The organism is Alcaligenes faecalis, from assembly GCF_009497775.1.
GTDB classification, from domain to species: domain Bacteria; phylum Pseudomonadota; class Gammaproteobacteria; order Burkholderiales; family Burkholderiaceae_B; genus Alcaligenes; species Alcaligenes faecalis_D.
Genome location: NZ_CP031012.1, coordinates 2,190,978 through 2,215,157, shown reverse-complemented (window position 1 = coordinate 2,215,157; position 24,180 = coordinate 2,190,978). Strand labels below are relative to the sequence as shown.

The 24,180-nt window shown below is 54.3% G+C and carries 28 protein-coding genes; 15 read left to right on the top strand and 13 right to left on the bottom strand.

Going from position 1 to position 24,180, the window contains the following annotated elements:
• Positions 1 to 53 precede the first annotated feature (53 nt).
• From DUD43_RS10360 to mmsB, 5 genes are all read left to right on the top strand, one after another.
• Positions 54 to 488: a type II toxin-antitoxin system RatA family toxin gene (locus tag DUD43_RS10360; protein ID WP_042480744.1), complete on the top strand. Its 435-nt coding sequence runs from the start codon at positions 54 to 56 to the stop codon at positions 486 to 488.
• Positions 481 to 834 carry an RnfH family protein gene (locus DUD43_RS10355; RefSeq protein WP_088450071.1) on the top strand — a complete coding sequence of 118 codons (354 nt, stop codon included), beginning with the start codon at positions 481 to 483 and terminating at the stop codon, positions 832 to 834. The genes DUD43_RS10360 and DUD43_RS10355 overlap by 8 nt, the downstream gene beginning before the upstream one ends.
• Positions 835 to 983: 149 nt before the next feature.
• Positions 984 to 2,132, top strand: coding sequence for an acyl-CoA dehydrogenase family protein (locus DUD43_RS10350; protein WP_045929894.1), 1,149 nt, complete (start codon positions 984 to 986; stop codon positions 2,130 to 2,132).
• Positions 2,129 to 3,256: an enoyl-CoA hydratase/isomerase family protein gene (locus DUD43_RS10345; protein ID WP_153230229.1), complete on the top strand. Its 1,128-nt coding sequence runs from the start codon at positions 2,129 to 2,131 to the stop codon at positions 3,254 to 3,256. Before DUD43_RS10350 ends, DUD43_RS10345 begins: the two co-directional genes overlap by 4 nt.
• A 58-nt stretch (positions 3,257 to 3,314) precedes the next feature.
• On the top strand, positions 3,315 to 4,211 hold the full coding sequence (gene mmsB / locus DUD43_RS10340; RefSeq protein WP_153230228.1) for a 3-hydroxyisobutyrate dehydrogenase: 897 nt from the start codon (positions 3,315 to 3,317) through the stop codon (positions 4,209 to 4,211).
• Here the strand turns inward: mmsB and DUD43_RS10335 are convergent.
• On the bottom strand, positions 4,186 to 5,103 hold the full coding sequence (locus DUD43_RS10335) for a YgfZ/GcvT domain-containing protein (protein WP_228125762.1): 918 nt from the start codon (positions 5,101 to 5,103) through the stop codon (positions 4,186 to 4,188). The two genes, mmsB and DUD43_RS10335, sit on opposite strands and share 26 nt — an antisense overlap.
• Before the next feature lie 202 nt (positions 5,104 to 5,305).
• Here DUD43_RS10335 and mltG point away from each other — a divergent pair, with 202 nt between their 5' ends.
• Positions 5,306 to 6,313, top strand: coding sequence for an endolytic transglycosylase MltG (gene mltG, locus DUD43_RS10330; RefSeq protein WP_153230226.1), 1,008 nt, complete (start codon positions 5,306 to 5,308; stop codon positions 6,311 to 6,313).
• An 88-nt stretch (positions 6,314 to 6,401) separates the two neighbouring features.
• Here mltG and DUD43_RS10325 read toward each other — a convergent pair whose 3' ends face one another.
• A complete protein-coding gene (locus DUD43_RS10325; protein ID WP_153230225.1) occupies positions 6,402 to 7,211 on the bottom strand; it encodes a deoxynucleotide monophosphate kinase in 810 nt (269 codons plus the stop codon).
• Positions 7,212 to 7,347: 136 nt separating this feature from the next.
• Here DUD43_RS10325 and holB point away from each other — a divergent pair, with 136 nt between their 5' ends.
• From holB to DUD43_RS10310, 3 genes are all read left to right on the top strand, one after another.
• Positions 7,348 to 8,397 carry a DNA polymerase III subunit delta' gene (holB, locus tag DUD43_RS10320; protein ID WP_194273377.1) on the top strand — a complete coding sequence of 350 codons (1,050 nt, stop codon included), beginning with the start codon at positions 7,348 to 7,350 and terminating at the stop codon, positions 8,395 to 8,397.
• A 17-nt stretch (positions 8,398 to 8,414) separates the two neighbouring features.
• The gene (locus DUD43_RS10315; protein WP_153230224.1) at positions 8,415 to 9,185 is read left to right on the top strand and encodes a TatD family hydrolase; all 771 of its coding nucleotides are present in this window, start codon (positions 8,415 to 8,417) and stop codon (positions 9,183 to 9,185) included.
• A 350-nt stretch (positions 9,186 to 9,535) separates the two neighbouring features.
• Positions 9,536 to 10,432 carry an ankyrin repeat domain-containing protein gene (locus DUD43_RS10310; protein WP_153230223.1) on the top strand — a complete coding sequence of 299 codons (897 nt, stop codon included), beginning with the start codon at positions 9,536 to 9,538 and terminating at the stop codon, positions 10,430 to 10,432.
• 163 nt (positions 10,433 to 10,595) lie between these two features.
• Here DUD43_RS10310 and DUD43_RS10305 read toward each other — a convergent pair whose 3' ends face one another.
• The 3 genes from DUD43_RS10305 to DUD43_RS10295 form a co-directional block, all read right to left on the bottom strand.
• Positions 10,596 to 11,435, bottom strand: coding sequence for a DUF2789 family protein (locus DUD43_RS10305; RefSeq protein WP_153230222.1), 840 nt, complete (start codon positions 11,433 to 11,435; stop codon positions 10,596 to 10,598).
• 168 nt (positions 11,436 to 11,603) lie between these two features.
• Positions 11,604 to 12,395, bottom strand: a complete 792-nt coding sequence (locus DUD43_RS10300) for an RsiV family protein (RefSeq protein ID WP_153230221.1) — start codon at positions 12,393 to 12,395, stop codon at positions 11,604 to 11,606.
• A gap of 12 nt (positions 12,396 to 12,407) precedes the next feature.
• A complete protein-coding gene (locus DUD43_RS10295) occupies positions 12,408 to 13,106 on the bottom strand; it encodes a glutathione S-transferase N-terminal domain-containing protein (protein WP_153230220.1) in 699 nt (232 codons plus the stop codon).
• A gap of 122 nt (positions 13,107 to 13,228) precedes the next feature.
• Between DUD43_RS10295 and arsC the strand changes: the two genes are divergently transcribed.
• A complete protein-coding gene (gene arsC, locus DUD43_RS10290; protein WP_153230219.1) occupies positions 13,229 to 13,573 on the top strand; it encodes an arsenate reductase (glutaredoxin) in 345 nt (114 codons plus the stop codon).
• Between the two features lie 31 nt (positions 13,574 to 13,604).
• Here the strand turns inward: arsC and DUD43_RS10285 are convergent, their stop codons facing one another.
• Genes DUD43_RS10285 through DUD43_RS10275 form a run of 3 tightly spaced genes read right to left on the bottom strand, consistent with a single transcriptional unit; the run spans position 13,605 to position 15,360 of the window.
• Entirely contained in the window at positions 13,605 to 14,177 is a 573-nt protein-coding gene (locus DUD43_RS10285; protein ID WP_153230218.1) for a YceI family protein, read from the bottom strand.
• A gap of 53 nt (positions 14,178 to 14,230) precedes the next feature.
• Positions 14,231 to 14,794: a YceI family protein gene (locus tag DUD43_RS10280; protein WP_153230217.1), complete on the bottom strand. Its 564-nt coding sequence runs from the start codon at positions 14,792 to 14,794 to the stop codon at positions 14,231 to 14,233.
• Entirely contained in the window at positions 14,791 to 15,360 is a 570-nt protein-coding gene (locus DUD43_RS10275; protein WP_153230216.1) for a cytochrome b, read from the bottom strand. Before DUD43_RS10275 ends, DUD43_RS10280 begins: the two co-directional genes overlap by 4 nt.
• Positions 15,361 to 15,574: 214 nt before the next feature.
• Between DUD43_RS10275 and DUD43_RS10270 the strand changes: the two genes are divergently transcribed.
• Positions 15,575 to 16,159, top strand: a complete 585-nt coding sequence (locus tag DUD43_RS10270; protein WP_153230215.1) for a hypothetical protein — start codon at positions 15,575 to 15,577, stop codon at positions 16,157 to 16,159.
• A 170-nt stretch (positions 16,160 to 16,329) separates the two neighbouring features.
• Here the strand turns inward: DUD43_RS10270 and DUD43_RS10265 are convergent, their stop codons facing one another.
• Positions 16,330 to 16,695: an SH3 domain-containing protein gene (locus DUD43_RS10265; protein ID WP_153230214.1), complete on the bottom strand. Its 366-nt coding sequence runs from the start codon at positions 16,693 to 16,695 to the stop codon at positions 16,330 to 16,332.
• Between the two features lie 181 nt (positions 16,696 to 16,876).
• Here DUD43_RS10265 and DUD43_RS10260 point away from each other — a divergent pair, with 181 nt between their 5' ends.
• From DUD43_RS10260 to DUD43_RS10250, 3 genes are all read left to right on the top strand, one after another.
• On the top strand, positions 16,877 to 18,001 hold the full coding sequence (locus tag DUD43_RS10260) for a site-specific integrase (protein ID WP_153230213.1): 1,125 nt from the start codon (positions 16,877 to 16,879) through the stop codon (positions 17,999 to 18,001).
• Positions 18,002 to 18,081: 80 nt separating this feature from the next.
• Positions 18,082 to 18,543, top strand: coding sequence for a GNAT family N-acetyltransferase (locus DUD43_RS10255; RefSeq protein WP_194273376.1), 462 nt, complete (start codon positions 18,082 to 18,084; stop codon positions 18,541 to 18,543).
• Positions 18,544 to 19,028: 485 nt separating this feature from the next.
• Positions 19,029 to 19,691, top strand: a complete 663-nt coding sequence (locus DUD43_RS10250; RefSeq protein WP_153230212.1) for a hypothetical protein — start codon at positions 19,029 to 19,031, stop codon at positions 19,689 to 19,691.
• Positions 19,692 to 19,868: 177 nt separating this feature from the next.
• Here the strand turns inward: DUD43_RS10250 and DUD43_RS10245 are convergent, their stop codons facing one another.
• Positions 19,869 to 20,258, bottom strand: a complete 390-nt coding sequence (locus tag DUD43_RS10245) for a RidA family protein (protein WP_153230211.1) — start codon at positions 20,256 to 20,258, stop codon at positions 19,869 to 19,871.
• Positions 20,259 to 20,269: 11 nt separating this feature from the next.
• Entirely contained in the window at positions 20,270 to 21,148 is an 879-nt protein-coding gene (locus tag DUD43_RS10240) for a PhzF family phenazine biosynthesis protein (protein WP_153230210.1), read from the bottom strand.
• A 179-nt stretch (positions 21,149 to 21,327) separates the two neighbouring features.
• On the opposite strand from DUD43_RS10240, the gene DUD43_RS10235 reads away from it, so the two are divergent.
• Complete coding sequence (locus tag DUD43_RS10235; RefSeq protein ID WP_153230209.1) at positions 21,328 to 22,263, top strand: LysR family transcriptional regulator; 936 nt, start codon at positions 21,328 to 21,330, stop codon at positions 22,261 to 22,263.
• A gap of 133 nt (positions 22,264 to 22,396) precedes the next feature.
• Here the strand turns inward: DUD43_RS10235 and DUD43_RS10230 are convergent, their stop codons facing one another.
• Positions 22,397 to 22,900 carry a DUF523 domain-containing protein gene (locus DUD43_RS10230; protein WP_153231597.1) on the bottom strand — a complete coding sequence of 168 codons (504 nt, stop codon included), beginning with the start codon at positions 22,898 to 22,900 and terminating at the stop codon, positions 22,397 to 22,399.
• 497 nt (positions 22,901 to 23,397) lie between these two features.
• Positions 23,398 to 23,955: a hypothetical protein gene (locus DUD43_RS10225; protein ID WP_153230208.1), complete on the bottom strand. Its 558-nt coding sequence runs from the start codon at positions 23,953 to 23,955 to the stop codon at positions 23,398 to 23,400.
• Positions 23,956 to 24,180: the final 225 nt, after the last annotated feature.

Sequence of the window (24,180 nt, the reverse complement as noted above, 5' to 3'; positions counted from 1 at the left end):
ATTGCCAACCATAGATTGTAAAATCAGAACATTCTATCTATTAACCAGACCTGATGCATACAGTAAAACGCTCCGTCCTCCTTCCTTATAGCTGCGAACAGATGTTTGACCTGGTTGCAGAGGTGGAAAAATACCCTGAGTTCATGCCCTGGTGTGGTGGCGCGACCGTCAACCAGCGCGACGAAAAGGGGATGGAAGCCTCGGTTACCATCAGCATTGCGGGTATTCGTCAAACCTTTACCACACGCAACGAACACGATTATCCCAATCGTATTGTCTTGCGCCTGGTCAAAGGGCCATTCTCGGCCTTGACGGGGGATTGGCAGTTTACTCCTTTGGGCGAAGACGGTTGCAAGATCGTGTTCACCATGGAGTACGAGTTCTCCAGCCGGGCGCTGGAAATGGTGGTCGGCCCCATCTTCAACCGCGTTGCCAACAGCTTTATCGATTCCTTCACCCGCCGTGCCCAAGAGGTCTACGGTGACTGAATTATCCGTCAGCGTGATTGTGGCGACCCAGGCCCAGGTCTGGAAAGCCGCCCTGCGTTTGCCTGCGGGCAGTTGTGTCCGTGATGCCCTGTTAAAAGCAGGGATTGCCGAAGGGCTGCGTGAGTGCGGCTTGCCGCCGCTGGACGATGAACAGGGCCTGGACGCGTTGCACGTCGGTGTCTACGGCCAACGCTGCCAGCTGGACCAGCTCTTGCAGGATCAGGACCGGGTGGAAGTCTACCGTGAGCTGGTCTTTGACCCCATGGACTCCCGCCGTCGTCGCTACGCACACAAGCTGGCCGCCCGCGCTGCCGCCAGACCCCGCCGCAAACCTGCCCGCGCCTAGTTCTTCTGCGCCTGATCATCAGGTCGCTACTTTCAGCTAGACTGTCGCCTCCTGCCTTGCACTGCCTCCTATGAAACGGCTGATTGTCATCAGCACGACAACTAAAGGGGGCGGCTCGCATTATGGTGGGTAAAAATAAGGAGACAGACATGATACTGACAGACGATCAGAACGCTTTTGCGCAAGCGGCTCGCGAGTTCGCACAAGGGGAACTGGCACCGCATGCGGCGCGTTGGGACGAGGAACAGATTTTCCCGATCGAGGCGTTCCGTAAAGCCGGTGAATTGGGTTTTTGCGGCTTGTACGCCCCGGAATCCATCGGCGGTTTGGGCCTGGGACGTCTGGAGTCCAGCCTGGTGTTTGAAGAAATGGCGGCGGTTGATCCCTCGACTACCGCATTTCTGACTATCCACAATATGGTCACCTGGATGGTCGGCACCTGGGGTACGGACGAAGTCAAATCCCAATGGGGCGAGCTGTTGAGCAGCGGCCAGAAACTGGGTTCTTACTGTTTGACCGAACCGGGCGCAGGCTCGGACGCCGCTTCGCTGCGCACCCGCGCCGAGCGTGATGGCGACGACTATCTGATCAGCGGCAGCAAAGCCTTTATCTCCGGTGCCGGGGATACGGACTTGCTGGTGGTCATGGCTCGAACCGGTGGCGATGGCCCCAAGGGGATTTCCGCCTTTGCCGTTCCTGCTGATGCGGCCGGCATCACCTACGGTCGTAAAGAATTGAAGATGGGCTGGAACAGCCAGTCCACACGTGGCATTACCTTTGAGCGCGTGCGCGTTCCTGCCTCGGCCATGCTGGGCCAGGAAGGCGAGGGCTTCAAGCTGGCCATGAAGGGCCTGGACGGTGGGCGTATCAATATTGCCTGCTGCTCGGTAGGAGCCGCCCAGGGCGCGTATGATGCCGCCCGCCAATACATGCAGGAGCGCCGCCAGTTCGGGAAACATCTGGACCAGTTCCAGGCTCTGCAATTCAAATTGTCCGATATTCTGACCAGCGTGGTCGCCGCCCGCCAAATGGTGCGTCTGGCCGCCTCCCACCTGGACGCCGGTAGCAGCCAGGCCAGCACTTATTGCGCCATGGCCAAACGCATGGCCACGGATCTGGGTTTTCAAGCCTGCGTGGATGCACAACAGCTCTTTGGCGGTTATGGTTACCTGAAGGATTATCCTGTTGAGCGACTGGTGCGCGATACTCGGGTGCACCAGATTCTGGAAGGCACAAACGAGATCATGCGTGTCATCATTGCACGACAAATCATTGATCTTGGAGCTGATATTCGATGACGGATTCTGTTTTGTTTGATCGCCTGCCCGGCCAGAACGGGAAGGCGATTGGTGTTGCTACGCTGAACCGCCCGCAAGCCCTGAATGGACTTAATCTGGAAATGTGCCAGCTGCTGTTCAAGCAGTTTCAGGAATGGGCGCAGGATTCCAGTATTGCCATGATCGTCTTGCACGGCGCCGGAGAAAAGGCGCTGTGTGCAGGGGGCGATCTGCATTCGCTGTACGCCTCCATGCAAAAGAACCAGGGTGGTTCGGCCTGGAATAACGAGTACGCCCGCGAATTTTTCGATGTGGAATACCGCCTGGACTATCTGATTCATACCTTCCCCAAGCCGATTTTGTGCTGGGGTGACGGTATTGTGATGGGCGGCGGCGTGGGCCTGTTCAACGGCGCCAGCCATCGTGTGGTGACAGATACCACGCGTTTTGCCATGCCCGAGATCTCCATTGGCTTGTTCCCTGATGTGGGCGGCACCTGGATGCTGTCGCATCTGCCTGCGGGGATCGGCCATTTCCTGGCGCTGAGCGGCGCGCAAATCAACGCCTCGGACTGCTTGTTCCTGGGCCTGGCGGACGCCTACCTGCCACGAGTGCATTTCGACGCCTTGCTCAAGGCCCTGCAAGCCACGAACTGGTCTGATGAACGCGCGGCTCGTGACAGCAGCCTGCATCAGGCCCTGCGCAGTCTGGCAGATGGGGCTCGCCCTGATAGCGGCCCGCTGGAGCAAAATTACGCCATGCTGCGTGATGTCTGCGCCAGCCGTGAATTTGAACGCATTACACAGGCTCTGCAGCAGTGGCAGGACAGTACTGACCCCTGGCTGTCTCGCGCCGCGCAAACCTTCGCTAAAGGTGCTCCTGGTTCGGCTCGCTTGTCCTTTGAGCTGCTGGAGCGGGTACACCACCTGTCCTTGGCCGATGTTTTCCGTCTGGAATACATTGTGTCGCTGCAGTGTGGCGTACAGGGCGACTTCCAGGAAGGCATACGCGCACTGCTGATTGATAAAGACAAACAGCCACGCTGGAATCCGGCGTCGCTGGAACAGGCTGATGCCCGCTGGGTGGAACGCTTTTTTGTTCCTGCCTGGCCTGCAGAAACGACTCATCCCTTGGCTGACCTGTGATCCAGGCAGACCGCTGCGGCGCCTGACGGCGCCGTTTTCATAATTACGAGGAGACAAAATGAGTAACACGATTGCATTTATCGGGCTGGGCCATATGGGCAAACCCATGGCGCTGAATCTGCTCAAAGCTGGCCATAGCCTGAAGGTTTTTGACCTGAATGCGGATGCCATGAAGGAACTGCAGGCAGCGGGGGCGCAGGTAGGGGAATCGGCGGTGCAAATCGCCAAGGATGCGCAGATGGTCTTTACCATGCTGCCCGCAGGTCGCCACGTTCGTCAGGTTTACGAGGGCGAGAACGGCTTGTTGCAGGCCGTGGCCCCCGGCACGGTGCTGGTCGATTGCAGCACGATTGATGCTCAAACCAGCCAGGACCTGGCGGCCAAAGCGGCCAAGCTGGGACTGATCATGCTGGATGCGCCTGTTTCCGGTGGTACCGGTGGCGCCATTGCCGGCACCTTGACCTTTATGGTCGGGGGCGAGGATCAGGCGCTGGAAAAGGCGCGTCCTTATCTGGATGCCATGGGCAAGAACATCTTCCACGCCGGTAAAGCCGGTGCGGGTCAGGTGGCCAAGATTTGCAACAATATGCTCTTGGGGATTTTGATGGCGGGGACTGCCGAGGCTTTGGCCTTGGGAGTTGCTCACGGTCTGGACCCTGCGGTGCTCTCGTCGATCATGGCGCGCAGCTCCGGCCGTAACTGGGCGACCGAGCTGTACAACCCATGGCCCGGCGTGATGCCGGATGTACCGGCTTCGCGTGATTATCAGGGGGGTTTTGCGACAGGTCTGATGCTGAAAGACCTGGGCCTGGCGGCCGATGCGGCGGTGAGTCAAAACAGTGCGACGCCTTTAGGCGAACTGGCACGTAACCTGTTCGCCTTGCACGCCGCACAGGGTCAGAATGCAGGGCTGGATTTCTCCAGCATTCTTAATTTGTACCGTCAGAAGAGCTAAGTTCTGGTAGCGCGTAGGGCAGGGGCTGCAATTCCAGCGCCTGTCCTTGCTCCAGCTGAAACTGGCCTTGCTCCAGGTCTGCCAGTACCACTTCCATCAAGACGTACAGACGCTGCTGCTCGGCTTGCCAGGCTCGGTTGATAATGCGCGCAGCGGCAACGGGCTCCGCGTTCTGCGAGACCAAAACCACATCGGCTGCTTCCTGTACCTGTACAGCCGTGTCCAGAACGGCGGTACGGGCGGCCATCATGCGGCGCTTGATCGTACCCCGATAGTGGCTGCGTGCCACCACTTCCTGGCCCGGATAGCAGCCTTTCTTGAAGTTGATGCCGTCGATCAGATCCAGGTTCAGGGTTTGCGGAATGAACAAATCCTGCGTGTCGGCGCTGATCCAGGGCAGGCCCGCCAGAATATCCGCGGTTTCCCAACGACCTTCAGAAGCCTGAGCGTTCGTATCTTGCTGAGGAGAAATCCGCCAGTGGCGATTCAAGCCATCCAGATCGCCGGGGGCTTGAATCAGAGTGTCGTCGCCTTCGCGCTGCAAATTCCAGACGGCTTGGGCGGCGGATTGATCGGCCACACCATAAACCTGCAACTCGGCCAGACTGATCGTGACCTTGCTGCGCAGCACGAACATGCGCAGGCGCTTGATCAGGGCCTCGCTGAGATCACGGCGTACCAGGGCAAAGACGGTCTCGTCCTGCTCGCGCCACAAGACCATGGTCGCCAGGCTGCGGCCTTTGGCGGTGCAATAGGCGGCGATGCAGGCGCGGTCGGCAGCCAGGTGCTCCAGATCATTGCTGACTTGAGCATGAAGAAAGGAAACGGCATCGGCTCCCTGAAACTGGAGGACGCACAAATCAGGCAGGGCGAAGGAGGAGGGGGCAGGCATTCCGGTCATGGCTGAGCGAAAAAATAAATTTAAACATCAATGATACCGTGTGTCAGGCCGGTTTCAGGGGCATATCCCCGCTGGGATCAGGGCATGGGCTGGATAGAAGGATCCTGCCTGGCGGGTCGGTCCCGGTTTCTGTGTTTAGCTGTGACACATATTCAGGAATATGCCGCCTCATTCTGTTTACAATAGCGCTCGCATGAAAAAAACTGTCAAGATCTTCTCTGCCCTGTTGGGCCTTTTGGTGGTTGCCGCCTGTGTGATAGCGGGTGGCGCCTGGTATTGGGCCAAGAAACAGCCCGTGACCATGAGTGCTGAACGCATCGACTATGTGGTGCCTGCGGGTTCCGGCCCTCGCGCGATTGCACGCAGCATGCAGCAGGCCGGGATCGATATTCAGGAGGATGCGTTTGTCTTGATGGCGCGACTCTCCGGTCTGGATACCTCCTTGCAAGCCGGTGCCTACGAGGCCGTGCGCGGTGATACGCCCTGGATGGTGATGGAGCGCATGTCCAGCGGCAATATGCTGCAAACCCGCCTGACCATTCCTGAAGGCTGGACTTATCAACGCATTCGCGACACGCTGGCCAGCAATCCGCAGGTTCGCCAGACCTTGAGTGATGTCAGCGATGCGGACTTGTTGCAGCGCTTTGGCGTGGAGGCCGTGCACCCCGAAGGGCTGTTCTATCCCGATACCTATGTCTTTGTACCGGGTACGGCGGATGTGGATATCATGCGTCGCGGTTTTCAGGCCCAGCAGGAGTTGCTGGAACAAATGTGGGCAGACCGGGATGCGGATTTGCCTTTGAAGACCCCTTACGAAGCACTGATCATGGCTTCTATCGTGGAGCGTGAGACGGGCCATAGTCAGGACCGGGCACGTGTGGCCGGGGTATTCATGAACCGTTTGCGGGTAGGGATGCCTTTGCAGACGGACCCAACCGTTATCTACGGCATGGGCTCGGCCTATGACGGCCGTATCCGCAAGCGGGATTTGACGACGGATACGCCCTGGAATACGTACACCCGCACGGGTTTGCCACCTACACCGATTGCTAGTCCTGGCAAGGCTTCCTTGATGGCGACCTTGCACCCGGAAAAGCACAATTTCTACTATTTTGTGTCGCGTGGGGACGGAACCAGCGAGTTTTCGGCAAATCTGGCCGCGCATAATCGGGCAGTCGCCAAATATATTCTGAAGCGCTAAACCACTCAGGCCCCATCAGGGGCCTGAATGCTTTTTGGGACTATGCGCCAGTGCCTGTATGGCTAAACGCTACTCAGGCGTCACGGCGTCAAAGTTTCAAGCCGTGCCGTTGTGTGAACCCTGTCCACAAATCATGGACCTTGCTGGACAGTTCATCCAGGCCCGCGTCATTGCGAATCAGATAGTCCTGGGGGGCGCGCTCTACACCCCACTCGGAAGAGTGCTGGCTGATCACCGGATTGCCGGGACGTTCGATATGCCAGATTTCCCCGCCATGCTCACGGATGAAATTGGCCTCGTTTTCGTAACGAATGTCCTTGATCAGCAGACAGCGGGCCTGACTCATATCAGGCAACTGGTGGTAGGGCAGGAACAGGGGCAGGCTTTGGCGGCGGTGCTCGTAATCCGGGTATTCGGCCAGAACCTGATTGCGCAGGTGTTCGGCCGCCTGACACGGGCTCAACCCCCAGAAAGTATCCACTTGATCAGCCCGCTCGTCGTTCAGGTGCTCGGGCGACATGCCGTAAATCGCGGCCAGGGCCAGCGCCCACACCGAATAGTCCTGAATATTTTTGACAAGGGGGGCGCCTGGCCCAAACTCCAGCACATGTTGGGCACGGCGTAGCCAGTGATCAGGATCGCGCTGCCGCATCCAGTCCGTCCCCAGTAGCTGAAAACACTGACGGGGGGAGCGCTGCCACAGGGCAATAGGCACTTCTTTCAGGCTGTCGTCAGTCCAGGCCTGGGCCGGGCTTAAGCCAAACAGCACTTCGCAGCCCATTTTCACGGGGTCGGCCAAGGCATAGGCTGCCAATAAAGGGTTTTGTGCCAGTAGCAGATTGGCGACGGTATCTTTGCCTGAACGCGCTTTGGCGGCCAGCCCGATCAATAAGCTCACTTCATCATCCTTGGTAGTGGAGCAGGCATTTTACCGGTTCATATTACAATGTGCGCTGAGCTGTTCAAGCGGGGGCGATTGCCTTGTGTTTCCTGCGTGAATCAGGCCTTTTGATGTGCAACCTTGAGGCAATACGGTGTCTGATAGTTTGACTTTTCTACCCTGGCAAATCGAGACCGCCCAAAGCTGGTTGGGCAATCGGGATCGTTTTGCCCATGCCTGGCTGATCCATGGTCTGCCGGGCATCGGCAAGACGCAATTCGCCCGTGCGGCCGCGGCCAGTTTATTGTGCGACCAGCCGGTGCAGGGTCTGGCTTGTGGCCAATGTCAGGCCTGTCAGTGGGTGCGGGGGGGTAACCATCCTGATTTGCGCCTGCTGCGCCCGGATGCTGTTGCTCTTGAAGAGCAGGGGCCGGATACCCAGGAAGGGGACTTGTCCAAGGATACAGCCGCCCGTAAAAATCCTTCTCGGGAAATTCGGGTGGAGCAATTGCGTCAGTTGCAGCACTGGTTCAATACTGCCACCCATAGAGGGGGCTGGCGCGTTGCGGTGCTGTATCCGGCTCAAGCCTTGAACCTGGTCTCTGCCAATGCCTTGCTGAAGGTTCTGGAAGAGCCCGCAGATCGTACTGTCTTTCTGCTGGTTGCCGATGCACCCGACCGGCTCTTGCCGACCTTGGTGTCGCGTTGCCGCCGTTTGCCTTTACCGGCGCCGGGTGCCCAGCAATCGGTGCAATGGTTGGAGCAACAAGGGGTGGATCAGGCCTCGGACTGGTTGGCCGCCTGGGGCGGAGCACCGCTAAAAGCACTCAGTGCCAGCCAGGATATGAATGCGCCATGCCCGGATTGGCTCAGCGCCTGGATGGATGGGGTGCTGAAAGCGGGTCGAGAGGCGGATCTGTCCTTGGCCGATACGCTGGAAAAACTGCCCGCCCAAGAGTGGATTGACCATTGGCAACGTCTGTTTGTCGATATCCAGCTGGCTGGTTTTGCCCAGGCTGCGCGTTACTATCCTTCCCTGCAAAAGCGCATTGATGCCTTGGCCGCCCAGTCCAACACCACAGCGGTGACAGAAGCCCTGAAGTGGCTGGTGCAGCAAAAGAGGCTGGGGAATCATCCGCTCAATGCTAAATTGTTTATTCATCATGCCCTGGACCGATTGCACCAGGCATGTCGTCGTGTTTAAAAAAGTACCGTCTAATCATGTTTGTTGATTCGCATTGCCATCTTAATTTTCCTGAACTTGCTGAAAATCTGGACGATATCCTGGACAGGATGCGCCAGAACCAGGTGGGCTGTGCGCTGGTGGTCAGCGTGGATATGGACGACTGGCCCGGTTTGATGGACCTGGTGCGTCCTCACGGCCATCTGTTTGCTTCTGTCGGGGTACACCCGGATTACGAGAAAGTCACCGAGCCTACTGCCGAGGAACTGATCAAGCTTGCCCAGGATCCCAAGGTAGTGGCGATTGGTGAGACGGGTCTGGACTATTACCGCTTGCAAGAACCTCTGGATTGGCAGCGTGAGCGTTTCCGTACCCATATCCGTGCCAGCCGTGAGTCGGGCTTGCCCTTGATCATCCATACCCGCTCGGCCAGTGAAGACACGATTGCCATCATGCGCGAAGAACAGGCGCAGATTGCCGGGGGCGTGATGCACTGTTTCACGGAAACCTGGGAAGTGGCGCAAGCGGCTTTGGATCTGAATTTCTACATTTCCTTTTCCGGGATTGTGACCTTCAAGAACGCTACCCAGCTGCAAGATGTGGCGCAACGAGTGCCATTGGATCGTCTGCTGATCGAAACGGATTCGCCGTTTCTGGCTCCTGTGCCGTATCGCGGCAAAACCAACAATCCTTCACTGGTGATTCATGTGGCCGAGAAGATTGCGGAGCTGCGCGGGATCTCGGTGAAGGAAGTGGAAGAGGCTAGCGCAGAAAATTTCTTCAAATTATTCAGTAAGGTACAGCTCTAATTTAATCTTGTTTAGAGATTTTTCCAGGGCTGTAGTAGCTGTTTTAGCCAAGGTTCAGGATCTTGCTCAGAAGAGATCAACAGTTAATTTACTTTATCAAGATGATCGTTTAATTCATTGATATTAAAGACAAAAATAGGAATTTCCATAATTTTCACTGCCTTTTTGACTCGGTGCGAATCTGCTTTAAAAGGTTAACTTTTATTAATAATCAATAGCTTATTGGTGATTCTTGAAGCTGTTTATAGTTAAATGCTGCCTATCCTGAACAGGGAAGAACAGCGCTTGGAGCAGCACCTGTCTGTACTTTCATAACCTGATAAAGCACTTTATGAAAAGGATTTAATAGCATGATTTTTAAAAGAAAAATACCCAATAAAACCATCCTTTCCATGGTGCTTCCCTTGGCCTTTCTGCTCTCAGCCCCTGTGTCGGCGCAGGAACCGCAGCTGGAAAGCCGAAACTGGTATTTGGCGCTGGAAAATGATCGCCCGAACATCATCGAGCAGGAGTTCATCAAGGGGGCGAATCCCAATGCCGTGGACTCCAAGGGCAATCCTTCCTTGATGCTGGCGATCCGCAACAAGTCCTGGAAAGTGGTGGACACCTTGTTGGCCAATCGCCAAACCAATGTGAATATCGAGAACGAGGCCCGCGAAACTCCCATGATGTATCTGGCCCTGATGGGGGAAACCGCTCGTTTGCGAGATCTGCAAGCACGGGGTGGGCAGGTGAATCGGGTGGGCTGGTCGCCTCTACATTACGCCGCCTCCAAAGGGCATGAAGAGACGGTGCGCTATCTGCTGTCTCAGAAAGCGATTGTGAACGCACCTGCACCCGACGGAACCAGCCCTTTGATGATGGCGGCTTTGTCCGGCAAAAGGGCCGTGGTGGATGTGCTATTGGCCGCTGGCGCAGACCCGAGCATGCAAAATGCTCAAGGCTTGAGCCCGGCAGACTGGGCGCGTTCGGCCAACCATGAACAATTGGCCAGTTATCTGGATCAGGCCGTCGCACGCAAAGCGGCGTCTGCGCCTGCCGCAGCGGGGACTTATTCGGGTGGCGCGGTAGAGACCTACGGTGTGCCAGAGCGGGTAGAGCAGCCTGATCTGAACCGGGTGCAAACGGTGACGGTAGAACCTGAGCCCGCTCCTGCTGCGGACAGCTCAAGCTCCAAGCCTGCTTCGTCCAGTAGTACCAGTCGTTATTTCGACCTGGACCGTTTTGACAAGCCTGTACAGCCGTAATTGACTGACAGGATGAAAAAAGGAGCCTTGAAGGCTCCTTTTTTGTTGCAGCGATTTTGGGAGTGCCTGTAGTGATACTGACGTCTTGCAGCGCATTCCAAGCTGCCGGATCATTCAGTATCTCTATGGGCAGAGAACCATAACCCCTTTGATCTATTGCCGCTTAATTGGCCTTTTCTTGCGCCTTGGCCATATGGGAAGCATGCACAAAGGTCTGGAAGCCCTGGAGGTAGCTGCTCAGCATTTTCTGGATATTCTCATCTTGCAGTTTGCCTTCCGCATCAAAGGAATTCTGCGCACGAGACACCAGCAAAGAGCCGCCGCTGTACAGGGACACGCCCAGCATTTTCAGGGTGGGCAACCAGGCGGCCTGGGAGGAAATCGTGCCAAAGCCACCCATGGAAGCGCCGATCATTCCGGTAATGCGGCCGGAGAAGATGGCCTTCATGTCCGTGCGGGACAGCCAGTCAATCCCGTTCTTGAACACACCGGGTACGCCATTGTTGTATTCGGGGGTAACCAGCAGCAGGGCATCAGCGTTCAGGATTTTTTCCTTCAAGGCCAGCACGGCTTCTGGAATACCGTCCTTGCTCTCGATATCGCCGTCATACAGAGGGATGCCGTGCAAGGTGGCCACTTCAATCGCCATACCCTGGGGAGCCAGGGCTTGGGCTGCATGGGCCAGGGCCGTGTTGAAGGAGCTGTGACGCAGGCTGCCGGACAGGGCCAGCACACGGCAAGGGCCGGACAGATTCACCACGCCGGTCGTTTGACGCAGAGCTTCGCTGAGTTGATCAATGACCTGAATCCACTCGGGCGAGTCCTGCAGGCGTTTTTCCCGAATGAACTCGGCTTGGGATTCGTCCCAGAAAGGGGCGTCGGCCAGCAGCACGTCATTGGGCAAAGGGCGGTGTTTTTCCAGAAAGCTGGCAATCGCCTCGGGGGTGTTGGGCAGACCCAGTTGAGCAAACAGGTCGTGAAAGCGGAACAAGTTATCAGACATGATGGTATGGGAGCTTGAAAGAGGGGGGGAATCGGACGCTAAGGACATGCTCGGTTCCGGCTTGCCAGGGCTCAAGATTCCGGGTTTGGCATAGCGTACAAAAAATACTGTGTTTATTAACAGGCAGCGCGAGACGCGCTGCCTGTGTGCTTTATATGAGCCGAACGCTTAATTGGCGGGCAGGTAGTCAGGACGCAGAATACCGCGCAGTTGCGAGTAGGGCAGCAGCAGCTCTGGCTGACCAAAGGAATAGGGGGCGACTTCGTAGGGGTTGTATTTCACCAGCAGGCCCTGATCAGTCAGTGCGATGTTCTGGGCGGGCTGGAAGGGCCACATTCTGTCCCAACCTGCGCGATCCTCACGTGCTTCGCTCAGACTGGAAACCCAGGTGTTGTGTGCCTGACGAACCAGCTCCTGGAAAGGCTTGAGCTTGCCGGGGGCAATAATGCGGTCCACGGGCAAAGCGACTTTCAGGCGATTGTCCCAGTTGATGAACTGGGTTGCGGTAATGCCATGAGCCGCACCCGTCATGTAAATCCCCGAGCTGAGTTCTACGACAGTCAGATCCCGGTTGCGGTAGCGGGTACGGGCGGACAAATGCACTTCGTCGCGATTATTGGCCGTGACCCAGTAGTAGTCCTCAAACTCCTTCAGGCCACGATAGCCGGGGTGACGATCCGAAATGACGGTCATATGGGCCAGGCTTTCATCGACCAGCTTGGTCAGCTCGGAGTTGCCAGGGAAAATCAGGGACTTCACTTCCAGACGTGGACATTCACCCGTGCAGCCGGGTTTGACGTGCTTGTAGTTCAGGGACTGGGTAAAGACACCATCTTTTTCAGTCTGATCCTGGGTTTGCGTCGGAATCAGGGAGATATTGCTGGGCGTGCTGGAACACGCAGACAGAGCCATGGCTGTCAGGCCAATAAGCAGCAGCTGATAGGGGCGCTGTAAGGTCATGGGATCGTAGTCCTATCGGATAGTTTTGGAATCTTGGCCAAAGAGGATTTGACGGGCCTTGTCGTCATGCACGGGCGAGCCAGGGTTGATCTGTTCGACCAGGGCATAGGCGCGCTGAGTCGCTGGACGCTCGCCAATACGCTGAAACCAGCGCTTCAAATGCGGGAAGTCGTCCAGATTCTGGCTTTGGCGCTGGTGGGAGACGATCCAGGGGTAACTGGCCATATCGGCAATGGAGTAGTCCCCGGCAATAAAGTCGCGCTGCTCCAGATGCTTGTTCAGCACACCGTAGAGGCGGCCTGTCTCACGCACATAGCGGTCGATAGCGTACTCGATTTTGACAGGTGCATAGACGTTGAAGTGGTGGTTTTGACCGGCCATGGGGCCCAGGCCACCCATTTGCCAGTACAGCCACTGCAAGGTTTCAGTACGCACGCGCAAATCGCTAGACAGGAACTGGCCGGTTTTTTCTGCCAGATATTGCAGGATGGCTCCAGACTCGAACAGGGAGATGGGCTCGCCACCGTCTTGCGGGGCCTGGTCAACAATGGCGGGAATGCGGTTATTGGGGGCGATACGCAGGAATTCAGGTTTGAATTGATCGCCCTGGCCAATATTGATGGGGTGGATCGTGTAAGGCAGACCGGACTCTTCCAGAAACATCGTGACTTTATGTCCGTTGGGAGTGGTCCAGTAATACAGGTCGATCATGTGTTCTCCTGGCTAAGTGAAGACGCTGGCCTGTCTGCAGCAAGCTACCCAGATGACGTATTCGGCGGCGCTGGGCTACTATTGTTCGCCTGAATACGGTTTATAGGAAGTCAAAGACTGTCATGAGCAAAATCTATCATAATCCTCGCTGCAGCACTTCGCGTAATGCCCTGGCCATGATGCGTGAAAAAGGTCTGGAACCCGAGATCATCGAATACCTGAAAACGCCTTTGTCGCGTAGCGAACTCAAAGCGCTGATTGCGGCAACGGGCTTGACGGTACGCGAGGCCATGCGCAGCAAAGAGGCTGTCTACAGCGAGCTGAATCTGGGCAATCCTGATCTGAGCGACGAGGACTTGCTGGCTGCCATCGAGGCCAATCCCATTTTGTTGAACCGTCCTATCGTGGTGACAGAAAAAGGGACGCGTCTGGCGCGTCCCCTGGAAGTGGTTCAGGAAATCCTCTGATCAGACTTCCTGAGTCGCGAGTGGCTCGCTATTACTGGGCAATGGCTTCCAGTGCGATACGGATAGTGACTTCGTCACCCACGTAAGGCACGTTGGCAGCCATGCCAAACTCGCTGCGCTTGATCTCGATCTTGCCGTCCGCGCCCAGAGCGGGTTTGTTCATCATGGGGTGCTTGGGCATGGTCAGGAAAGACTCGATGGTCATGGTCACGGGCTTGGTAATGCCCTTGATGGTCAGATCACCCTTGGCGGACACAGGCTTGTCACCGTCGAACTGAATGTCCTTGGACACAAAAGTCGCTTCGGGGAATTGCTCGGTGTTGAAGTGATCCTTGCCCTGGATGTGTTCGTTGAACAGCGGAAAGCCGGTGCTGACCGAACGGGTGTCAACTTTCATGTCGATGCTGCCGGTCTTGGCTTCCTGGTCCAGGGTTACGGTGCCCTGGGCCTTGTCAAAGCGCTGGCTTTGCGTGCTCAGGCCCAAGTGCTTGTAGCTGAAGTGCACGAAGGTGTGGCTGGGTTCAACCTGATAGGTCACCGGCGCTGCCTGAGCGGCAAAAGCAAACAGAAAACTGGCGGACAGGGCAATCACTGGCTTGATCATGAGAGTGTAATCCTTGTTATGCGGGTAGGGGGAGGGGGCGCTGATGCGTCTGCTTACTTCGCATCAATCTTGAAGTTGACGGTGATCTCGTTGGCCACGATGTCGTAGGTGGACCAGGAGCCTTCACCGATCGAAAAATCGCCACGCTTGATTTCAAAGGCACCGCTAAAAGTGGCTTTGTCGCCTTCGGGAGCCATGGTCGCCATGACGGTGACAGGCTGTTCACGGCCCTTGATTTGCAGCGTGCCTTGCACTTCATATTGTTGGGCGCTGACAGCGCGGAAACTCTTGGAGCTGAAAACGGCCTGGGGATGCGCGTCGATATCGAACCAGCGCACGTCCTGCAGCTCATCGTCGGCTTCTTCGGAGCCGGTATCAACGCTATCCAGTGCCACTTTCAACACCACCTTGGATTGATCCAGGGCTTCGGGGTTGAAGTTCAGCTCGCCTTCAAATTTGCGGAACTGGCCATCCAGCTTCACGCCCATTTGGGAATACTGAAAGCCGATTTCGCTATTTTGGGTGTCCAGAGCCTGGTAATTCCTGGCGTTGGCTGACAGGCTGGCGCTCAGGCCCAGAGAGCCGATCAGCAGGGACACGAAGACAGATTTTTTCATGATTTGGCTTTGCCTAAAGTAAAGGTGATGCGGCCAAGCAAGCCGTCACGGTCTATGAACTGATGCTTCAAGGCCGCCAGAATGTGCAGGCTGACCATGGCAATCAGGGCGTAATTCAAAAAGATGTGGACTTGGACCAGCAGCTCGCCCAAAGGTTTATCTTTGGAAACCAGATCGGGCAGGGGGATCACACCAAACCACACTGTCTGGAAACCTTTGGCGGAACTCATCAGCCAACCCGTCAGGGGGATGCCAATCATCAACAGGTACAAAGCGGCATGACCACAGTGGGCCAGAACCCGGCTGAAGGAGGACATGCCGGCGGGCAGAGCAGGGGGGCGGTTCAACAAACGCCAGAGCAGGCGCAGGACTACCAGTACCAGCAGGGAAATGCCGGCCCACTTGTGCCAGGAATAGACTTGCAGTTTCAGCGGGGACAGGGGCAAGGTTTTCATGGTGTAGCCCACGGTCACCAAGGCGGTCAGGGCCAGTGCCATCAGCCAATGCAGGATGCGTGCTACCCGGGTGTAGCGTTGGCGGTTCACTGGAACAGGGGTGATGCTCATTGATAATGCCTTTCATTTACGAAGCCAAGAAACTTTAACCTGTTTGTAAGCATCGTAAAAGACCAGATTTTGCAACGCAGTAATGCAATATTGAGGGGTATTGCTCTTGCACTCCTGCAAGACGGCTATTTTCTTGCAGCTTGTGACAAGGCTTTTAGTGCAGGGTGGGGGCGGGCTAAACTCCCTCTTTCAGCTCGCAAGCAAGGAAGTTTTTATGTGGAAAACAGCGTTGGTCGTCGTGGTAGCCGGTTTGTTGGCAGGGTGCCAGGACTCGAAAAAGGCCAATGAGGAAAATTTCAGCACGGCAATTCAGAGCTATCTGGATACGCGAGATGGCTTGTGTGTCGGTGTGCCTGGACGGGTGTATCCCTATCAGGCCGAGCATGATTCCCCCTTGATTGTGGAGGACCGGGCTCGTCTGGCAGCCCTGGCCAAGGTGGGTTTGCTGCGTCAGGTGGGTCAGGACGATGCGCCGCGTTACGAGCTGGCTGCGAATGCGGATACCTATTTACGCCGCTCCAGCTCCGAGCAGTCCCAAGGCGAACATGACGCTTTCTGCACAGGCCGTCTGGTTCTAGACCGAATCAGCTACTTCACCGAGCCGGCCAGCACTGGCGGGTTTACGGTCAGTCAGGTGAACTATGTCTACCATCTGGCCGACGCGGCGGGTTGGATCAAGGATAGTGCGGTTCAGGATACCTACGAGGATCTACGTGCTTTGACAGCGCAGGAAGTAGAGGGGCAGGCCAGGATGATTCTGACCAATAAGGGCTGGGTTCATCAGAATCTTTATAGATAGTCCGATTCAATACGGATGCTTGGCATCGTCGAAGGGCTGGGTTGCAAATGAGCTGCGCGTGGCAAGTGCCGCAATTAGGCGGTCGTTGCCACGTTTATTGATGCAAATGTCTGCCTTGGTGTCGTTGTTGTTGCTGCTGCTGTTCCTGTTGCCAGCCGTGCCGCAAGGAATCAGGTTTCAGAAAGCAGGGCGGAGAGGTGGCTGATAGGCACCCACCCCCGGGCACCATCCCGGGGGCGCTGACACCAGCACCAGCCATTCAGAATTTTCTCCCCTTGAACCAGATCACCTTCATCCACATCCATTTCCTGGGCGCTGTAATCTTGCAGCGCCTGCCCTGTACCCGCTTCGGGCAGGCGTTCAATAATTTGCTCAGGCACCCATCCGCCGGAGTGTTCATTGGTAGAGCAATAAATCCAGTTATCCCAATTTTCCGGACCTTGACACAGCTCTCCGATCTTAAGAAAGTCGCCTTTTTTCAGGACCAAGGGGTTGGGATATTCAGAGCGATGTGGGGTGGTGACCAAGTACTTCATCGTGGCGTGGCTCGTAAAGGTTGTCAGGCTGCAGCATTGTACGCATTCTCATAAGTCTGCCATGCACACCAAGACATTTTCCTGTTTTCCCTTTATTTGCCTTGTCTTATCGCTGCAAGGCCCCTTGCCATACTGTCTAGCCTGACAATAAAATGCAATTAACGGAAAAGATGGATGCAAAATGAAAAAACGGTCTACAAAAGAAGAAGGGCAGTTTGACCTGCCCATTTTGGGCTCGCAGGCTGCAGATATTTCGGCAGAGGCCTTGTTTGATACGTGGCTGCAGCATCAACGCCCGCCCATGGCACCGAGCACGCAGCGGGTTTATCGCACTTTATGGCGACGCTTCTTGCAGGCGCTGCAAGACCACAAAAAGCAGTACACCCAGATCAAACCCGTTGATATTCGGGACTTCTTGAGCAATCTGGACGAAGTGCGCCGGCCGCAGCGCGAGCGTTATCAACAAGTCATCGCCCGTGCTTACGAAGAGCTCTGCCGCCAGGATGGCCGCTCGGAAAACCCCGCACTAGCCCCCGCTATTAATGACCCCTTCAAGGAAACCTGGCGCCAGGCCCCTGACAACCAGGCCACCCAATTTCTTTCCGTAGATCAATGCCTTGCCACGATCAAGGCCCTGCGCTCCCGGCTGCAAGTCCTGGAACTGGCCAGTGATATGACCATCGCTGCCCGCTGGCGTGAATATCGAGATATGACGATTGTGGCTGTGATGCTCGGCACAGGCTTGCGCCCGGTGGAGTTGGGGCAGTTGCACCCTTCCGCAATAGGCGTAGCCAAACGCTCAGTGGAACCCATAGAAACAGATGAAGCAGATGACGAAGAATCAGCCCACTGGCGTGATGGCACTATCCTGCTCAAGCTTGCTGGCGCGGCAAAACGTGAAGTTGTTGTACCCGTCTGGTGCGAAGGCATTTTGCGTAGCTGGTTGATCTTTAGTGGAGCCGAAGACGCTTCAGCCTGGGTAAAAGATAGCCGTGTCTTTCCTGGGAGCCGTCAGATCAGTGCTGCCCGGCCCCAAGCGCAGATGAATCCCGCTACGCTCGCCCGTATCGTCAGCAAATGGGGGATCAAGCAGATGGATCTGTTAATGACGCCCCAAAGGCTGCGCAATACCTTTGGTGCAGGCTTGATCGAACGTGGTTTTTCTCTACCCGAAATCGAAGAAATTATGGGCTACGCCCCCGGTGCCGCCAGCGCCTGGCGTTTGCAAGCATCCTGGCTGGCGTGGCTGGATGCACAGAAAACACCTGACAATCCCGCCATTACAGAGAATACGCATTCGGAATGAAGGGGCTAGTCACAGATTAGTCAGCTACTGAAGGCATAATTTCAGGTTCATTTCGTCTATTCATTGATGAGGAGTTTGAAGTGACGTCGACACCTGTTTTTCGTCGTGCTGTAGCAGCAGATCTGGAAGCGATCGTGGCCATGTTGGCGGACGATATTCTGGGTCAGAAGCGTGAGAACACCAGCCTGCCTTTGGCTCAGTCCTATCTGGACGCATTTGCAGCGATAGAAGCGGATCCAAATCAGTATCTGGCTGTTGTAGAACTGAATGGCGCCGTTGTCGGAACCTTGCAGATCACCTATATGCCCGGCCTGTCGCACCAAGGTGCCTGGCGTGGGGAAATCGAGTCCGTGCGCATCGCCAGCTCTGCCCGTGGCTCGGGATTGGGGCGTTTGATGATTCAGTGGGCGGTAGAACAATGCCGTCAGCGTCAATGCCGACTTGTGCAGTTGACCTCGGATATGGCGCGAACCGATGCACATCGGTTTTATGAGCAACTGGGCTTTACGGCTAGCCACAAGGGTTTCAAGCTCACCCTGTAAGACGGTTTTTCTCTGAAAATCAGTCATTAAGCGCGGTGCGAACAATAACTATAAAAACCGCATAGGCTGAATGCAGTGCTCAGTGCTCAGTGCTCAGGAGACACTTCTCGGTCATTGCGTACGGCTGGATTATGGGGAGCGCAGCATAATTCCATTCATTTAGTTTCAGCTCTTTTTTGCTGTATTGAAATTTATTTATTTCATATTGGATGGGGCGTAATGGGTTTTACATGTCTTTCTAAAATCCCCAAGAGCTAATTTGGTATGCCTGCTGATAGATTAAGCATGTCTTCTTAACTTGCTGATTATATGGAATAAATAATTTTAGTTAGCCGCCTGGATTGATTGACGGTAATTGCTTTCTCGCTATATCTTTGCCTGTGGTATTTTTTTCTATTATTTTTATTAATAATTAAAAAGAGAATTATAGATACCGAGGGTTCTATTGAGCTTGTGGTGAATATTCTGAACAGGGAGATACTGAGATGACCGTTAAAGCGAAAGTAACGACTATTGCCATACAGCCAGGACCTTCATGCGTCTTTCTTGGCTACAAGTCTTCAGGCATTACCGCCAAGAACAAGAGCTATCGAGAGCTTATAAAGTCGTATCCCGAAGGAAAAAAAGACGATTGGGCTGGGTTCTATGTGGCCGAGGACCGTGCGACGGCAGAGGGGTACTTACCGGATTCCTTACCTGAAAATGGAACCGGCGATGCCTACATAAACTTGATCTACATTGAGGCATCCACCGTCAATAATTTTGATGGTAAGGGCAAGAAAACCCAGTTTGTAGACATTACAGGCAGTGAAATAGCGGACCCTGGTGTCCCGCAAAAAGAAAAAGCCAGACTGGTCAGAAAAGCCTTAAGTGATATAGGAATCCAAATTCCCGAGAGCAAACCACTGATCGAGACACTTGGGCTGCAAGGGTATATCTACAGAGGCCCTCACACAGCAACGGAGCTGGAAATCATCGTTCCCTTCAACTTTATCAATGCCAAACTAGCTATTTCTTTGGCCAACTTGCAGTCCTTTAAATTCAAAGGCCACTTACAGGTGGGCAGTCCTGTGCTGAACTCGGCGCTGGGAATCACGAACCCGGATACACCGATGAAGACGAAGCCGGCTTTGCCCCTGGCCCCTTAAGACAGACAGGTCGAAATTGATCTGAGCTTCAGGGGCCCTGGAAGACAAGCCGATCTACATCGGCGTCCCAGCACGCAGCAGTTCAGCATAGATCCTGTTGAGTCTGACTGGGGCCAGGCATTCCAGCTTTGCTGGGTACGCCGAATTTGGACGGGAAAAGTGCAATTGGCGTGATTTCTATTCAGAAGAACCCAGGCGTATCACAGCCTCGACCTCGATCGCGGCCCCAAGGGGAAGCCATGCCACACCAAAGGCCGTGCGAGAGGGGTATGGGCTGCTGAACATCTCCTGCATCACCTTGTTGACCAAGACCCACGAATCTTGATCAACAAGAAGCACGGTTAATTTGATGATGTTCGAGAGATCTGCACCTTCTGCTGCGCAGATAGCCTGGATATTTTGAAAGGTCTGTCGAATTTGATTCTCAACGCCGTCTACAAGCTGCATTGAGACGGGATCAATGCCAATTTGCCCGGAGGTGTAGAGAAAATCCCCTGTTCGGACACCTTGAGAGTACGCCCCCAAAGTGCTGGGAGCATGTTCAGTCGAAATAATAGATTTGTGCATGTGCAAGCCGCTTAGATTGAAATGAGTCCATCAATAGTCGTGACACTTTCTCCGCCCACCTGAATACGGGAGTCTGGAGAAATTCTGAGTGCTATCTTTCCTTCGCGCCCGAGTACCCGGCCCTGAGAGCTTGAAAAGTGATTGCCGAATACGCTGGTTTGCTGAGTCTCGGCAATAAATGCGGCGATTGCGCCATTGCCGCTTCCGCACACCGGGTCCTCGTTGATGCCGAGTATGGGGAAGAAGGACCGGGCTTCGATGGCGCTTTCCGCGCCACTTTTCTGGGCACCGAATACGACGATGCCTGCTGTACCGTGCTCTTTGCTGAATCTATGCAGATCATCCAGCTTGGGTGTCAGCGCTAATACGTCCTGCGCAGTAGGCAGTTGCACCACGGTATGAATGGGTCCGACATTCACAAACCTGGGTGTGATGGCAGACAGGGCAGGGGCTCCAAGAATGTCTTGAACGCGCTGGATTTCTTCGGTGTTCAGCTCTGTAAATTCTGATTTGGGCAGCTCAAAGAAAATCCGGGCAGACCCATTGCTTTCGCGCTCTACCCGGATTGGAATCAAGCCGACTTCACATTGCTGGGTAATCCAGCCATTTCTGGGCTGGACGATACCGGCTTCAATCAGCGCATGTGCCGTTCCAATCGTTGGGTGTCCCGCAAAGGGCAGTTCCGAGCTTGGAGTAAAGATTTTGATCTTGTAGTCTGCGGCAGGATCTGTAGTGGAAGACACAAAAGTCGTTTCTGAGACGTTTGTCCAGTTGGCAATCCCTTGCATCTGGGACTCGGTCAGGCCCGTGGCATCAAGCACGACGGCGACCGGATTGCCTTTGAATGAGGTGTTGGCAAAAACATCAACTTGCTTGAATTTAACCTGCATATAAGCACCTGCTTGGATAAGTGTCTTGCCCTGAAATGGGCGTGTTTTTTACCTTATCAAAAAACATAAGCGTGATTAGTGCGTATGATGCACAACTGATATGTAAGGAAATAGTCTGTGTGCGGGCTATGCTTGATCAGGAGTGTGCTATGTACAGTCAGTCTTCGGAGAGGTGCTAAGTGGGCGCTTCCTCATTTGCCAGCCAGCAATCAGATGAGTTTGCTGCATTCATTGCAATTGTCCGTGCCGGATCATTTTCTGCGGCGGCCCTGAAACTGCAACGTCATCCATCAATTATTTCCAAACGGATTGCCTCGCTTGAAGAGCGTTTGGGCGTGCGCTTGATTGAACGCTCCACACGGCGTATCAAGCTGACAGATGCCGGTGAGCGCTTTTATGAAAGGCTGAGTGAGGCTGCTCAAATACTTGACGAGGCAGAGCAGGAAGCTGGGCACCTGTCTAAAGAGATAGTGGGCAGTCTAAGGATTAGCCTGCCTGGTGCGTTAGGCAGGATGTGGCTTAGTCCGATTATTGCGCGATTCGCCCAGGCCCAGCCCCGCTTGACGGTGCACACGGACTACTCGGACAAGTACGTGGATGTGATTGCCGAGGGATATGACGCTTGCATTCGAGTCGGCGCTTTAGAGGATAGCCGCCTGATTGCGAATCGGCTTTGTAGTCACAGCAGAATTTTGTGTGCTTCTCCCCAGTACCTTGAAACACATACTCGTCCTGCTCATCCCAAAGACTTGGCCAATCACAATTGTCTTGGTCATACAGGCTTGCGTACCTATCCTGAGTGGGTTTTATATCAAGGTGAGGAAGCGCTTGCGGTCACGGCAAGGGGAAACTTTGTCAGCAATGATGGCGAAGCCTTGCTGGACGCCGCGCGCCAAGGGATAGGCATACTTGGGTCCAGCAACTGGCTGGTTGCGCGAGATATTGCGGCAGGGACTTTAGTGCCTGTTCTGCCTGGCTGGACATTCGACAGACAGTCAGCCATCTACTTTATCCGTCCCTCCGTCAAGTTCACGCCATCGAAAACAGCAGCATTCAAAGCATGGGTGGAAAAGGCCTTTTCCAGTGGTGCTCCTTGGGAGAAGCTGCTTGCTTAGGCGGTTGCTCTTGCTGTGTATGAGCCAAGCATCGCAGTGGCGTCTGGGCTATACCTTCGCGCAAGGCCGGGAGATTTCTTTGGATGGGCAAATAGTTGGATCCAGCCGGGCAGGGGACAACAAGGGGATTCTCTTACTCCGTAGCCTCAGCGTCCAAGCTACGGAGATAGGCCTCAGCCTGTGCAAACTGCGTCTCGCTAAAGACCCGAATGCCTTCGGATTCCAGTAAAGCGGCGGTGACGCCTTGTTCCTGAATACGGTTACCTGTGAAGGTGCCGTCGTAAATAGAGCTGGAACCACAGGATGGGCTGTCTTCTTTAAGAACGGCGACCCGAATACCTTTGAGCTTTGCTTGCTCTAAAGTTTGCACGGAGCCAGCGACGAAAGCGCGCGACACGTCATTTCCCTGAGCATCCACAACACGCGCCAGCCCTGAAAACACCCGCATGCCACCGCCTCCGATAATTTCAGCAGGAGGACGAGGGACCGGCATGCCACCTGCAAGCTCAGGGCACACGGAGACGACACGACCTTCGTTCAGCCAGCGCGCCAACACTTCATTCTCTGCAAGCTTGTGGGTGCCGTTGTAGCGGACAGGTTTGCCAAGCAGGCAGGAGCTTACTAAAACGAATTTCATCATGTTGGTTGGCTCTGTTATGTAGCGCAAGACTCGCGGTTTGCTATTTAGCGGTGCAGCCTGAAGATCGAAAGACTGGGGAGTATATATCAAGGGCTTGTATCGACAGCATGCAGGATTTCAGGCCCTTGGTGGATGGTAGTCTGAGTATTATGAATAACCGCATAATGTATATTATGTAAAGTCATGTTTATAAAGGCAGCTCAACTGATCTCGGTAATGCCCTGTTTCTCCTGTTGGACTTAAATACTCCTTTCACTTTGTCTTGTTCCTGCCAGACATAGAAGCCTATGTTTGCTCACCCACTTTTCGCCGTGTGTCTCGAGCCTTGGCTTTGAAGTGGCTTGGGCGCTGCTTCCGATTCTGTCAGTGATGACGAGCTTGATCCTGGTCCTGGTCTCAATCCTAAAGATGCTACGTTCAGGTATTTAACAAAAAAGCGCCCTAAGGCGCTGTCTGGAACTCTTGTTGGATCTTGGGACTGCCTAAACGAGAGTTTAGATGTCCAGATTCAGTGGACCGACATGGAACTTTTTAATCCCGACAACTTTGATATCGGCATCGAACTCGCCATGAAAGCCGTTATGGACATTGAGTTTGATGGTGTACCAAATATCAACCAATGGTGATAGGTATTTATGCGTCACTGAGGCTTTACCATTTTCGTAATACAAATCCATTCCGTCCAGATTCTTTCCGAACGCAATAGGTGTGATCTTCACAACATGACCTCCTCCACCAGTTTCTACAACTTTTATATTTATTTTTAAAACTGGAATGATATCTAAGGTCTTGTCCAGTATGGTGCTGGATCTGGTAGCGCTGAAGGTGGAAATTCTTCGTGTGTTCTCAAAACTCCCTGGGGCTTCACCAGAAAAGGATTTTTCAGACCGTGATGTTTTGTACTCTTGCAGCAAACCATCAGCCAAAATATCGGAAATATCATTATCTATCGAGCGGGCTGGGTCAATTTCTCTATAGATTTCAACGATTTTTTCGGAAAAGAATTTCGCTATTTCTTTTTGGTCGTAGGTGATTTCAGCTGTACTTGACATTGTGTTCTCCAGATTGTGAGGAATGAAAAGATACTGCGACATTAAAAGAAAAACAAAAATCAAAAAATTTCTTGATTATGGATAGCTTAAGTTAGATGAAATATTAACCAAACTAACTTATTGATATTTAGGATGGTTTTTAAAAAATAAGATAGCTGAATTTTTTGTTTTAATGAATTGGTTGGCTAATGAAGATGAATAATGACAAGAAAAAACAGATTTTGG